The sequence below is a fragment of the Citrobacter amalonaticus genome (genome assembly GCF_037053465.1).
Classification (GTDB): domain Bacteria; phylum Pseudomonadota; class Gammaproteobacteria; order Enterobacterales; family Enterobacteriaceae; genus Citrobacter_A; species Citrobacter_A amalonaticus_H.
Map to the genome: position 1 here is coordinate 401,513 of NZ_JBALIF010000004.1, position 13,421 is coordinate 414,933.

Sequence of the window (13,421 nt, forward strand, 5' to 3'; positions counted from 1 at the left end):
GGTAAACCAACGAGGTGGATATGGGACTTTTCAACTTTGTGAAAGACGCCGGTGAAAAATTGTGGGATGCGGTAACTGGTAATCACGATAAAGACGATTTAGCGAAAAAGGTACAAGCGCACCTGAATAAAACCGGGATTCCGGATGCCGATAAAGTGAACATCAGTATTGCGGATGGCAAAGCCACGGTCACCGGTGATGGATTAAGCCAGGAAGCGAAAGAAAAAATCCTGATTGCGGTCGGGAATATTTCCGGAATTGCCAGCGTGGAAGACCAGGTGAAAACCGACGTGCCTGCCGCCGAAAGTCAGTTTTATACCGTAAAATCGGGTGATACGTTAAGCGCGATTTCCAAACAGGTTTACGGTAACGCCAGTCTGTATAACAAAATCTTCGAAGCGAATAAACCCATGCTCAAAAGCCCGGATAAAATTTATCCCGGCCAGGTATTGCGTATTCCCGAAGAGTAATGGACTTCGATATTATTCAGCCAGCCGTTTTCCCGACATGGCCTGCTGAATAATAGGGATCGGCGTCAATAAATGTTCACGCATTAATTCGCTGGCGCGTGTTGCGTCGCGCGCCAGAATAGACGCCATTAACGTCTGATGCTGAGTATGTTTATCTTCCAGCATTTCCACCGACAGTACCGTTTTACGTAGCCAGATAAAACGATAGCGCGCCGCGAGATCGAACAGGCGTTCGCGCATTTGCAGCAGGTATTGCGAGCCGCATCCGGCAACGATAGCCGTATGAAATGCCTGATGGCGTAAATCCCACTCATCAAGCATATGTTCACTGGCGTCGCTGGCTTCGAGTTTGCCGAGCATGTGCGCACGTGCGAGGATCTCAGCTTCCCATTCGTCACCCCCCCGGGCAATGGCAAGCCCTACCAGCATCGCTTCCATATTGGCGCGGGCGTCAAAAATATCGAGCAATTCCTGCTCTGACATCGGCGCGACCCGGTATCCTTTCTGATTTACGACCGTGACCAGTCGCTCTGCCACCAGATGGGAAAGCGCTTCCCGTAGCGGCCCAACGCCAAGTGAATAGCGTGAGGTTAATAAACTCATTCGCAGTTTTTCATCGGGCTGATAAACACCACGGATAATGTCGTTTTTCAGCCAATGGTATCCATCGATGGCCGTCGGCTGGGAAGTGGCGGTCATGGTCTTACTCCTGAATACACTTCCCGGCTTGCGCCGGGAAATCCTCTATCGGGTATTTTGTAACGGTGCCTTTTGCCACAATAGCAGTTTTTTCCAGCGCGACATAATCGGCACGGTACAAATAATCCCCAGCGCTAACAGCCCTGTCGATATGACCTCCAGCTGTTGCGCCGGGCGAAAGAGCATCACTATCAGCACAAAGCCGATAAAGCCAATCACCAGCCAGGTCAGCCACGGATAGAGCCACATTTTCAGTTTAATCTCGCCGCCTTGCGCCAGCAGGATTTTACGCATCCGCAGTTGCGACACCGCGATGACCAGATAGACCAGCAGGGCGATGGCGCCGGAACTGTCGATCAGGAATTTGAACACTTTTGCCGGCGCGTAGTAGTTGACCACCACGGTTAAAAAGGCTGCGCCGGTTGAAAGCAGCACCGCGACCCAGGGCGTTTTATTGCGATTGGTTTTCCCCATAATAGCCGGCGCGTCACCCCGGCGGCTCAGGGAGTAGAGCATTCGCGAAGCGGTATACAGCGCAGAGTTCAGACAACTGGTTACCGACAGCAGGATCACGCAGTCCATGATCAGTTTGGCGTGGGGTATATGTAATAACTCAAGGACAGACTGATAGGAACCGGTCTCTTTCAGCCCCGGCATATTCCACGGGATCAGCGCGACGACCACAAAGATAGAACACAGGTAGAAGATGGAAATACGCCAGATAACTGAGTTAGTGGCGCGAACGATATGTTTATCTGGCGTATCAGATTCGGCGGCGGCGATGGTGACAATCTCCGCCCCCATAAACGAGAACATGGTGATCAACATCGCGCTCAGAACCGCGCCAAAACCGTTTGGCATAAAGCCGCCGTGATCCCACAAACGTGAAATACCGCTGACTTGCGCGTAAGGGTAAAAACCGCTTATCGCCACCGCGCCCAGGGCGATAAACGCGAGGATGGCAACCACTTTGCACAGCGCCAGCCAGAACTCAAACTCACCGTAGTTTTTGACGCTCAGTAAATTACTGCCGGTTAAGGCAAGGGTGATGACCAGAGAGAACAGCCATATCGGGATGCCGGGAACCCAGGAGTTAAGGATGATGGCGGCGATGTTTGCTTCGAGCGGAATCACCAGTACCCAGAACCACCAGTACAGCCAGCCGATGGTATAACCCGCCCAGGGACCGATGGCTTTATCGGCATAGGTGGAGAAGGAACCGGTATCCGGTGTGGCGACAGCCATTTCGGCCAGCATCCGCATAATCATTACCACCAGGAGGCCGGCAAACAGATAGGCCAGCAGGACTGCGGGTCCGGCCTGGGCGATAGCCACACTTGACCCCACAAACAAACTTGCGCCGATAACCCCGGCAATAGAGAGCATGGTGACGTGGCGTGATTTCAGCCCGCCCCCTAAATCATGTGATTGCGACAATTGCCCCATTTTCTGACCTCTTTATTGTTATTGAGCCGTTTGCCGGATGGCGCTTCGCTTATCCGGCCTACAAACCACGCCGACTCTGTAGGCCGGATAAGCGAAGCGCCATCCGGCAATTGGGCTGCAAGGGTTAACCCTGCTTAGCCTCGTCAAAGCACTGGGCGATAATGTCCAGACCCTGACGGATCTGCGCATCTTCAATGGTGAGCGGAACGAGAATGCGCAGCACGTTGTAGTACGGTCCGCAGGAGAGCAGGATCAGCCCTTTGTCACGGGCGCGCGCGACAATCTCTGCGGTCAGTTTCGCATCCGGTTTGCTGTGATCGCCGTCTTCAAACAACTCAATGGCGATCATCGCGCCCAGCCCACGAACATCACCGATTTCACGGTGTGTTTCCGCAATCGCCAGCAGGCCGTTACGCAGGGTTTCACCGAGCGCGTTGGCTTTTTGCAGCAGATTTTCCTGCTCGAAGATATTCAGCACGGCCAGCGCGGCGGCACAGGCAATAGGGTTACCGGCATAGGTCCCGCCCAGACCGCCAGGTGGAATCGCATCCATCACTTCGGCGCGTCCGGTCACGCCTGCCAGCGGGAAGCCCCCGGCGATGGACTTGGCGAAGGTAGTGATGTCCGGCGCCACGCCCATTTGCTCCATCGCGAACAGCGTACCGGTACGGCCTGCGCCGCTCTGGACCTCATCGGCAATCAGCATGATCCCGTGTTCGTCGCACAGGGCGCGAAGACGCTGCATAAAGGCCGCAGAGGCGGCGTAAAAACCGCCTTCACCCTGTATGGGCTCAATCACAATGGCGGCGATATCCTCCGGTGCCGCATCGTTTTTGAAGATGCGATGAATGCTGGCAATGGCGTCGTCTTCGCTAATACCGTGCAGCGCGCAGGGATAGAGCGCGCGATAGACGTGACCCGGCATCAGGCCCATGCCGGCAGAGTACGGATTCACTTTGCCGGTCAGCGACAGGGTGTAATGGGTGCGCCCGTGATAGGCGCCGCTAAAGGCGATGGTGCCCGTGCGTTTTGTTGCTGCCCGGGCAATCTTGACGGCATTTTCTACCGCTTCAGACCCGGTCGTAACCAGCAGCGTTTTCTTGGCAAAATCGCCCGGAACCTTCTGGTTCATGATTTCGCACAGTTGCAGATACGGTTCATAGGCCAGCACCTGGAAGCAGGTATGCGACAGCTTTTTCAGTTGTTCTTCCACCGCTGAGACAATCTGTGGGTGCAGGTGTCCGGTGTTCAGTACGGCGATCCCGCCGGCGAAATCAAGAAACTCACGGCCTTCAACGTCCCAGACCCGGCAGTTCTCCGCGCGCTCGGCAAAAATAGGATGAATTTGCCCAACGCCACGCGGAACGGCTTGAGTGCGACGCTGCATTAATTCTTTATTGGTGCTCATCAGGTATTCTCCGGTAAGTGTGATTAAAGGCCGATGCACATATATTTGATTTCTAAGTAATCTTCGATGCCGTATTTGGATCCTTCCCGGCCCAGGCCGGAGGCTTTGATCCCGCCAAACGGGGCGACTTCGTTAGAAATAATGCCGGTGTTGATGCCGACGATGCCGTACTCCAGCGCCTCGCCGACGCGGAAAACGCGGCTTAAATCGCGGGCGTAGAAATAGGCGGCCAGGCCGAATTCGGTGTCGTTTGCCTGGCGGATGACGTCGGCTTCATCCTTAAAGCGGAACAGCGGTGCCAGCGGGCCGAAGGTCTCTTCCCTGGCGACTTTCGCGTGGTCAGGGACATCCACCAGAATCGTGGGCTGGAAGAAATTGCCGCCCAGTTCATGCGCCTTTCCGCCGGTGATGATTCTGGCGCCTTTTTCCAGTGCGTCGGCGATGTGTTCCTCCACTTTGGCGACCGCTTTTTCATCAATCAGCGGGCCGGTGGTGGTGTCAGCGTTCAGGCCATCGCCAATGCGCAGCTTGTTGACCGCCTGCTGAAGTTTTTCGGCGAAGCGATCGTAGACGCCGTCCTGCACATACAAACGGTTGGCGCAGACGCAGGTCTGCCCGGCGTTGCGAAACTTTGAGGCCAGCGCGCCTTCTACTGCTTTATCCAGGTCGGCATCGTCAAAGACGATGAATGGCGCATTGCCGCCCAGCTCCAGCGAAACCTTTTTGATGTCTTTCGCGCACTGTTCCATCAACTGGCGGCCAATCTCCGTCGAGCCGGTGAAGGACAGTTTGCGCACCAGCGGATTGCCGGTCAGTTCGTTGCCGACGGCGCTGGCTGAACCGGTCACGACGTTGAATACGCCCGCCGGGATCCCGGCGCGGTTCGCCAGTTCCGCCAGCGCCAGCGCGGAGAAGGGCGTCTGGCTGGCGGGCTTCAACACCATCGTGCAACCCGCCGCCAGCGCCGGACCCGCTTTACGGGTGATCATCGCCGAGGGGAAGTTCCACGGCGTAATCGCCGCCGTCACGCCAATCGGCTGCTTTATGACGATCAGCCGTTTGTCAGCCTGATGCCCTGGGATCGTGTCGCCATAAATACGTTTCCCTTCTTCGGCAAACCACTCAATAAAAGAGGCGGCATAGCTGATTTCACCTCTGGATTCTGCCAGCGGTTTACCCTGTTCCAGCGTCATCAGACGGGCGAGATCGTCCTGATGCTCCAGCATCAGATTGAACCAGCGGCGCATAATATTCGCCCGCTCTTTGGCGGTCAGCGCACGCCAGGCGGGCAGAGCACGGTTCGCGGCTTCAATGGCTTCGCGGGTTTCCCCGCAGCCCATCTTTGGTACGTTGCCCAGCGTCTGGCCGTTAGCCGGGTTGGTCACCACAATGACCTCGCCGCTATCGGCATCACGCCAGTGACCGTCAATCAGGGCCTGTTGACGGAACAGGGTCGGGTCGTTTAATTGCATGTTTGCTTCCTGTCTTAAAAAAGTTAACGGGTGAACGCGGCGTGTAAGGTGTCCACGCTACGTGCCGCACGCAGCGTGCGTCCGGGATTACTCTGGCTCGCCAGCAGCATCTGCACCTGGCTGACAATGTGCGCACCGATAGGGATCGCTGACGTTGCCGCCGGAGAGGGCGCATTACAGGTATGGATGGAGCGTGGGGTGGTGACAAAGAGAAAATCGTCGATCAACTTTCCGTCCGGTGAGACGGCCTGCGCGCGAACGCCTGCGGGCCAGGGCTGCAGATCGCTGAGCGTCAGGCTCGGGCAGTACTTCTGCACCAGCCGCAGGTAGCCGCTTTTGCACAGCGAATTTTTCATCTCGCTGAGGCCCGAACGCAGGTTGTTTTGCAGCACCCGGCGAATGCCGGATGAACCGAAAATTTCCAGCGTATCGCTGAGCGAAAAGTCGCGTTTGCGATAGCCCTCGCGCTTAAACGCCAGCACCGCATTCGGCCCGACCGTGACGCTGCCGTCGATCATGCGGGTGAGATGAACGCCGAGAAACGGCATCGCCGGATCGGGGATCGGGTAGATCAGATGGTTGACTACCTGATTGTGTTCCGCGGCCAGACGGAAGTATTCGCCGCGAAACGGGCAGATAATAAACCCTGGATCGACCCCGAGCATTTTCACCAGCCGATCGGCCATCAGTCCGGAGCAGGTAATCAGCGTCGCGCCTTCAAATTCCTGCCCCTGGCGGGTCCGGACCACCACACCTGCAGCATGTTCTTTCAGGGCGCTGACTTCGGCGTTATAGACAATTTCACCGCCTCTGGCCTGGAAGATTTTCGCCATTGCCGCAGTGACTTCCCGGTAGCTGACAATCCCGCTGGAGGGCACAAAAATACCCCCCAGCCCGGTGATGTTCGGTTCCCGCTCGCGAAGCGCCTGCGCGCTCAGCCATTCGCGTTCCAGACCGTTAGCGGCGGTGCGATCCCACAGCGCGCGCATCCGCGTCATTTCAAGTTCAGAAGTCGCGACCAGCATCTTCCCACAGGTGTCATAGCGGATGCCGTTTTGATCGCAGAAGGCTTTGGTCGCGCGATTCCCGGCGAGACAAAATTGCGCTTTCAGGCTGCCGGGCGTGTAATAAACCCCGGCATGGATGACGCCGCTGTTGTGGCCCGTCTGATGACAGGCCGGACCGGACTCTTTTTCCAGCAGCGCGACGCGGGCGTCCGGATAGACATCCATTAACTGCATGGCTGTCGACATGCCAATAATGCCGCCGCCAATAATCACAAAATCATACATCCGCTCATTCCTTCACGCTTACTGGTGGGTCTGATAATGATGGGTGGAATAAGCGAAGTAGCCGCGCTGGCGCATCAGCTCGCGGCGCAGATCCGGGTGCGAGGTAAAGCGATCGCGTCCGTGCAGCCAGAACAGGTTGTTGATCAGCAGGAATTTACCCACAGATACCGGAACCGACAGAATGTTTTTGCTGGTTTCCAGTGCATCGGAAAGATCGCTCAGCCAGACGCCTTCCTCAAAATCTTTTGGTTGCACGAACTGGTCGATGTAGCGCATCACCGGGCGGCCCTGCTGATCGACATCAAACACCGGGTGGTACACATCCTTACTGACGTTTTTGCTCGGCGGCGCGGCGAAGCGCATCGGGCGGCGTGCCAGCGGATGCGTGAAGTACTCTTCCAGATGTTCCCAGTCATCAAGATGCAGCAGCAGCGAGTTGCCGCCGGTCATGTTCTGCTCGTCGATTTTCATCATCAGCACGTAATCGGTAATTTCTTCGACGTAAGTGCCGTCGTTGTGCAGCTCCATTACGCGGTGGGGCTGGCGCAAATAGCTGTCTGAGTTATCGACATTTTTCACCACAAAACGGGCGTAGTATTGTCCGCTCATGGCATCAAAATTTGAACGTCCGATCAGATGCGCGACCGCCGTGGCCAGCTTGACCATCTCATCTGCCTGCGACACCTCATCAATGCCTTCCGCGTTAATCAGCAGCGCCCCTTGTGCGCGATCGAGCAGCGTTTTCAGCAGCAGCGGCTGCAACTGGTTGCCGCACAGATCGTCGAGGATCTTGCCGACTTTAAAACGCAGAAACGATTTGTATTCCAGGGCCTGTACCGGCCATTGCGCAACCTGCTGGAGAAAGTGTTCCGTCGTTTGAGCGGAAAAGGTCAGCTCCAGCAGACGCGGGGACTGGGCGGATGGTTTGAGCGTAAATCCGGTGTAGTGTTGGCCCGGATCCTCAGCGTTCGGTTTAACGGCAGTCAGTGCATTCATCAGAATCGATCCTCTCAGTAGATGGTCAGGGAAACATGGCGAAGTTCATTTCGTAGCCATAAATTAAAAATATCTACATTTTTGAAAAACGCGCACAAAATGAACTTTTTGTTTCTTTTTTGTGATCAGTGGAAACAAATGTTTAACATTGTGATGCGCAAGGGGAATGGGAGATGTGTTGAGAGAAAAGAGAGGAAATGTTGAGTAAACAGTGCGTTAGATTGAGTTCCGCCTCAAATCCGTTCTGTTCTTATCTGCAAGAACGGATTGAGGCGGTGCGCGTTGATATGATTACCCCGCGTCGACCTGGGGTTTCGCACTTCGTTTACGTACGATCCGTAATACCGGCGGAATGACAATCACCGCAACCGCCATCGCCAGTAGCACTTTCGTCACGCCGCTGGCCCACAGAATGTCCATATTGCCGTTACTGATAGACAGCGCACGTCGCAGGTTCTGCTCCAGCATTTCCCCCAGAACAAAGCCGAGGATCAGCGGCGACATGGGGAAGTGCATTTTGCGCAGAATATAGCCCAGCACGCCGAGTGCGACCATCAGCACCAGATCGAAGGTTGTGCTGTGTACGGCGTAAACCCCTACCGCAGAGACGGCGGCGATGGCGGGAACCAGGAACCACAGCGGAATGGTCAACATCCGGGTAAACAGGCCGATCAGCGGGATGTTCATCACCAGCAGCATTACGTTAGCAATCAACAGGGCGGCGATCAGCCCCCAGACGATATCCGGTTGTTCGGTGAACATGGCCGGTCCGGGCGTGATGTTATACAGCGTTAACGCCCCCATCATGACAGCCGTTGTGCCGGAGCCCGGCACGCCCAGCGTCAACATCGGGATAAATGAGCCGCAGGCCGACGCATTGTTCGCCGCTTCCGGCGCAGCAACCCCGCGAATGTCTCCTTTACCGAAGCTGTCACTGTTGCCGCTGATTTTTTTCTCGGTCATATACGTGATGGCGCTGGCGATGGTGGCGCCCGCCCCAGGCAGTACACCGACAAAGAAGCCGATGACCGATGAGCGCAGCGTTGCGCCGATACACTGCGCGCCTTCTTTGGCATTGAACAGCATTCGTCCCGTCTTACGCACCAGTTTCTGCCCGCTGCTGGTATGTTCCAGCATTAGCAGGATTTCAGAGACCGAGAACAGGCCGATCACCACGACGATAAACTGCACGCCGTCGGAGAGGTGGACGCTGTCAAAGGTAAAGCGATAAACCCCGGTGTTGGCGTCCACGCCGACGGTCGCCAGTCCCAGACCAATCAACGCTGCCAGAAATGATTTCAGTGGATTTTGCGCCATCATGCTGCCGAGACAGGCGATGGCAAAGACCATCAGTGCAAAGTACTCTGCCGGGCCAAACGCCAGCGACCATTGCGCCAGCAGCGGGGCAAACAGGATGATCCCGCCGATAGCGATAAGCGATCCGAAGAAAGAGCTGACCGCTGAAATGGAAAGCGCAACGCCGCCGCGCCCTTGCTGCGCCATCGGATAGCCATCAAGCGCCGTCATGATCGCCGCCGCATCGCCGGGCACGTTAAGCAGAATTGACGAAATACGGCCGCCATATTCACAGCCAATGTAGACGGTCGCCAGCAGGATCAGCGCCGATTCGGCCGGTAAATGCAGCGCAAAGGCCAGCGGTAACAGGATCGCCACGCCGTTGATGGGGCCAAGACCCGGCAGAAGTCCAACAATGGTGCCGACGAAGCAGCCGATTAGCGCTATCACCAGGTTTTCCGGGGTCATAGCCACCGCAAAACCCTGAGAAAGATATATCCAGGTATCCATCGTTTCTCCGTTAACTCAGCCAGGCGCCGAGCGGTAAGGTGACATCAAGCAGGCGGTCGAAGGCGTACCACAGCACTACGCCGAGAAGCACGCCGGAAATGGCCGCCGCCGGCAGGGTGGCGCCAAACAGAATGCCGATCACCAGTGTGAGAACGGCGGTGGCGGCAGGAAAGCCCAGCCACTCAAACCCCCAGGCGTACATCAGCAGCACGATAACCATCGTCAACAGCTTTTGCAGAACGTGGCGCCGCGGCCAGTCCACAATGTCCGGATGACGCAACAGCAGCGCCAGCGCGCACAGCGCCATCAGGCCGATAATACCCAGCGGAAAGGGGCGTGGACCCACTGGTTCATAGCTGTATTCACTCTGAATTTGCCAGGCGATAAACAGCCCGGCAATACAGAGCAACAGCCAGATACCCGCGAAAATGCGATCGCTCATGGTCTCTCCCGTTTATTTCGCCAGACCAAAGGCTTTCGCCTGATCGCGATAACCGGTGACCTGCTTTTTGACATAGTCGTCGAGCTGTTTTCCGGTCATGTTGAATTCAAACAGGCCGCGCAGGTCGCGCTGCTTTTTAAATTCTTCCGTCTGCTGAAGTTTTTCAAAGGCCTGTACCCACCACTGATACTCGGCATCGCTGACTTTCGGACCTACGTAGAAGCCGCGAATAATCGGCCAGACCAGGTCGTAACCCTGCTCTTTAGCGGTTGGGACGTTGGCGAGTTGGCCTGGCAACCGCTGCTCGGAGAAGACGGCGAGAACGCGAATTTTATCGCCGTTCAGATAAGGCACCATCTCGCTAAGATCGCCGGAAACCACCTGCACGTGGTTGCCCATCAACGCAGTAACCGGCTCACCGCCGCCTTCAAAGGCGACGTAGCGCATCTTGTGCGGATCGACATTGGCCTGCTGCGCCAGCATCGCCGCTTTCATCCAGTCCTGACTGCCAATGGAGGCGCCTGCGCCAATCACCACGCTGTTAGGATCTTTCTCCATCGCGGTTAACAGATCTTTGAGTGATTTCCACGGCGAGTCGGCGCGCACGGCGATCATGCCGTAATCGGTGCCGACGCTTGCCAGCCAGCGCACATCGTCCACACCATAACGACCAAATTTGCCTTGGGACAGGTTCAGTAATGAACCGCCAGAGAAGGCGACAACTGTCCCCGGTTCGGCAGGGCGTTGTGCAACGATGGCGTTGTACGCCACGGCACCCACGCCGCCAGGCATATAGGTAACGCGCATCGGTTTTTCAATCGCGCCGGTTTCCATCATGCTCACCTGAATCAGTTTGCAGGTGAGGTCAAAACCACCGCCGGGTTTCGCCGGGGCAATACATTCAGTGCGCGACGGGGCTTCCTGCGCCAGTACAGCGGTGCTCATCAGTAAAACGCTTGCAGCAAGGGTACGAATAAAGGGCTTTTTCATTATTTATCCTCACGCCGGAAAACCGACTGTAGGGTTCGGAAGAATATTTTTTGATTATGTGAACCAACTTGTAGCGGTTCAGTTGCGAGATTGTTAAAACAATAACCTTTCATTTCCCTTTCAATGCGGCAGAAACTTTACAGGATGTGATATGCGTCTCTTATTGGCGGAAGATAACCGTGAGCTGGCTCACTGGCTGGAAAAAGCGCTGGTGCAAAACGGGTTCGCCGTTGACTGTGTATTCGACGGACTGGCTGCCGACCATCTCCTGCATAGCGAAACCTATGCGCTGGCAGTGCTGGACATCAACATGCCGGGTATCGATGGACTGGAGGTGGTACAGCGGTTACGTAAGCGCGCGCAGACGTTGCCTGTTCTGCTACTCACCGCCCGGAACGCGGTAGCGGATCGGGTGAAAGGACTGAACGTGGGGGCTGATGACTATCTGCCCAAACCCTTCGACATTGAGGAGCTGGACGCCCGGTTGCGGGCGTTGCTCAGGCGTAGCGCGGGGCAGGTTCAGGAGCGGCAGCAATTGGGGGATTTGATCTTTCATGACGAAGGGTATTTTTTACTTCAACACCAGCCGCTGGCGCTTACGCCGCGTGAGCAGGCATTACTGACGGTGCTGATGTACCGCAGAACGCGTCCGGTATCGCGTCAGCAATTGTTCGAACAGGTCTTTAGCCTGAATGATGAAGTGAGTCCTGAAAGCATCGAACTGTATATCCATCGCCTGCGCAAAAAATTGCACGGCAGTAATGTGCGGATTACTACGCTGCGCGGTCTGGGATATGTGCTGGAGTGCGGTAATGAGGTGGGCTAAACCGCAATCGCTCTACCTGCAACTGCTGCTGTTTCTGGGATTACCGCTAATTTTACTGTGGGGACTTTCGGCGTTTAACAGTTACGTCAGCGCATTGCAGGCTGCGACGCAGGCTTATGATCGCACGCTGCTGTCATCCGCCAGAACGGTGGCGGAGCGGCTGGTGGTGCGTAACGGAGCGCTGGAGGTTAACGTCCCGTGGGTGGTGCTGGATAGTTTCGAGCTGAATATGAACGATCGCCTGTACTATAAAGTGGTGGATCCAGCGGGCCGGGTCATTTCGGGTTATGACGATCTGCCCGCGATGCCGCCTTCGACCTCCCGGACACAGCTCTATCCTGCGCTGGCATGGTTTTATCACACTCAGTATCAGGGACAGGCTATTCGTGTGGCACGATTGCTGCAACCGGTGAACGAGGGCGGTATTGACGGAATGGCGGAGATCTATGTGGCGGAGACGTTGCAGTCACGGCGCTATCTGGCGGGACAACTTTTGTTTTCATCGTGGGTGACCCAGGGGCTGCTGGTGCTGTTGACGCTGGTGCTGGTGGGCTGGTTATTGCGCCGTATACTGCGCCCAATGCGACAACTCTCTTCGCTGATGGTGCGCCGCGAACCAGGACTTCTGACGCCATTACCGGAATTACTGCCGTGGTCGGAGACCCGACTGCTGATTGTCGCCTTTAACCGCTATCTGGAGCGTCTACGGGCGCTACTTTCACGTCAGGAGCGGTTTAGCGCCGATGCCTCTCATCAACTTAAAACCCCGTTGGCAGTGCTGAAGACACAGGCCGCAGTAGCGCTTGCCAGCGCTCAGCCTCAGCAGTGGTATGAGAGTTTACAGGCCATGAGTGCGACGCTCGACAACACGGTGCAGTTGACGGAACGATTGATGCAGCTTTCTGCGGTTAAAAGGCAAGAGCAGGGGGAGCGACAGTTTTTGCCGGTTAATCTGTTGGATGTCGTACAGAAAAGTTGCTTCACGCGGCTGGGGCAGGCGCGCAGCAAAGGCATCGATCTGGGCTATGAAGGCGTACAGGAGGCAGTCTGGATTGAGGGGGATGAAATCCTGCTTGGCGAATTGTGCGGCAATTTACTCGATAACGCCCTGAAATATACGCCAGCACAGGGGATAGTGACCGCGAGGTTAAGTCTGGAAAGCCGTGCTGTGGTGCTGGAGGTTGATGACAGCGGCCCCGGAATTAAGGATGACCAGGTACACCAGGCGCTGCAGCCGTTCCATCGTCTCGAAAATGCGGGAACCGAAACCGGGGCTGGAATTGGTCTGGCGTTGGTTAATGATATTGCTCGCTTGCATCGAACGCACCCGGATCTTTCACGAAGTGAGATATTAGGGGGATTACGTGTTCGGGTGCGTTTTTTGCACATAAAATAAAAGCCGCAGTTGCGGCTTTATGGCGAACATTATTCGCTGATTTTTTTCTCGACGGAGACTGTAATTAAAATTGTGTAATTGCCTGTTTTTGATATGTTCCTCCCAACTACGGAGACAGGCAAATTATGGACGAGAAGAAGCTTAAAGCCCTCGCGGCTGAACTGGCTAAAGGTCTTAA

The 13,421-nt window shown here is 55.8% G+C and carries 12 protein-coding genes; 3 read left to right on the forward strand and 9 right to left on the reverse strand.

Going from position 1 to position 13,421, the window contains the following annotated elements:
• Positions 1-20: 20 nt before the first annotated feature.
• Complete coding sequence (gene lysM / locus WB371_RS09635; RefSeq protein ID WP_336219839.1) at positions 21-470, forward strand: peptidoglycan-binding protein LysM; 450 nt, start codon at positions 21-23, stop codon at positions 468-470.
• Between the two features lie 12 nt (positions 471-482).
• Here lysM and csiR read toward each other — a convergent pair whose 3' ends face one another.
• From csiR to WB371_RS09680, 9 genes are all read right to left on the reverse strand, one after another.
• Complete coding sequence (csiR, locus tag WB371_RS09640) at positions 483-1,169, reverse strand: DNA-binding transcriptional regulator CsiR (RefSeq protein ID WP_336219840.1); 687 nt, start codon at positions 1,167-1,169, stop codon at positions 483-485.
• A 45-nt stretch (positions 1,170-1,214) separates the two neighbouring features.
• Positions 1,215-2,615, reverse strand: a complete 1,401-nt coding sequence (gene gabP / locus WB371_RS09645) for a GABA permease (protein ID WP_336219841.1) — start codon at positions 2,613-2,615, stop codon at positions 1,215-1,217.
• Between the two features lie 124 nt (positions 2,616-2,739).
• Positions 2,740-4,023, reverse strand: a complete 1,284-nt coding sequence (gene gabT, locus WB371_RS09650) for a 4-aminobutyrate--2-oxoglutarate transaminase (protein WP_336219842.1) — start codon at positions 4,021-4,023, stop codon at positions 2,740-2,742.
• Between the two features lie 23 nt (positions 4,024-4,046).
• Complete coding sequence (gene gabD, locus WB371_RS09655; RefSeq protein ID WP_336219843.1) at positions 4,047-5,495, reverse strand: NADP-dependent succinate-semialdehyde dehydrogenase; 1,449 nt, start codon at positions 5,493-5,495, stop codon at positions 4,047-4,049.
• Between the two features lie 23 nt (positions 5,496-5,518).
• Positions 5,519-6,787, reverse strand: a complete 1,269-nt coding sequence (gene lhgO / locus WB371_RS09660; RefSeq protein WP_336219844.1) for an L-2-hydroxyglutarate oxidase — start codon at positions 6,785-6,787, stop codon at positions 5,519-5,521.
• Between the two features lie 18 nt (positions 6,788-6,805).
• The gene (glaH, locus tag WB371_RS09665) at positions 6,806-7,783 is read right to left on the reverse strand and encodes a glutarate dioxygenase GlaH (RefSeq protein ID WP_336219845.1); all 978 of its coding nucleotides are present in this window, start codon (positions 7,781-7,783) and stop codon (positions 6,806-6,808) included.
• A 291-nt stretch (positions 7,784-8,074) separates the two neighbouring features.
• The gene (locus WB371_RS09670; protein ID WP_336219846.1) at positions 8,075-9,589 is read right to left on the reverse strand and encodes a tripartite tricarboxylate transporter permease; all 1,515 of its coding nucleotides are present in this window, start codon (positions 9,587-9,589) and stop codon (positions 8,075-8,077) included.
• Between the two features lie 10 nt (positions 9,590-9,599).
• The gene (locus WB371_RS09675) at positions 9,600-10,031 is read right to left on the reverse strand and encodes a tripartite tricarboxylate transporter TctB family protein (protein WP_336219847.1); all 432 of its coding nucleotides are present in this window, start codon (positions 10,029-10,031) and stop codon (positions 9,600-9,602) included.
• A gap of 12 nt (positions 10,032-10,043) precedes the next feature.
• On the reverse strand, positions 10,044-11,021 hold the full coding sequence (locus WB371_RS09680) for a tripartite tricarboxylate transporter substrate binding protein (RefSeq protein ID WP_336219848.1): 978 nt from the start codon (positions 11,019-11,021) through the stop codon (positions 10,044-10,046).
• Between the two features lie 151 nt (positions 11,022-11,172).
• Here WB371_RS09680 and tctD point away from each other — a divergent pair, with 151 nt between their 5' ends.
• The gene (gene tctD, locus WB371_RS09685; protein WP_336219849.1) at positions 11,173-11,847 is read left to right on the forward strand and encodes a transcriptional regulator TctD; all 675 of its coding nucleotides are present in this window, start codon (positions 11,173-11,175) and stop codon (positions 11,845-11,847) included.
• Positions 11,834-13,243 carry a sensor histidine kinase gene (locus WB371_RS09690; protein WP_336219851.1) on the forward strand — a complete coding sequence of 470 codons (1,410 nt, stop codon included), beginning with the start codon at positions 11,834-11,836 and terminating at the stop codon, positions 13,241-13,243. The genes tctD and WB371_RS09690 overlap by 14 nt, the downstream gene beginning before the upstream one ends.
• Positions 13,244-13,421 lie beyond the last annotated feature (178 nt).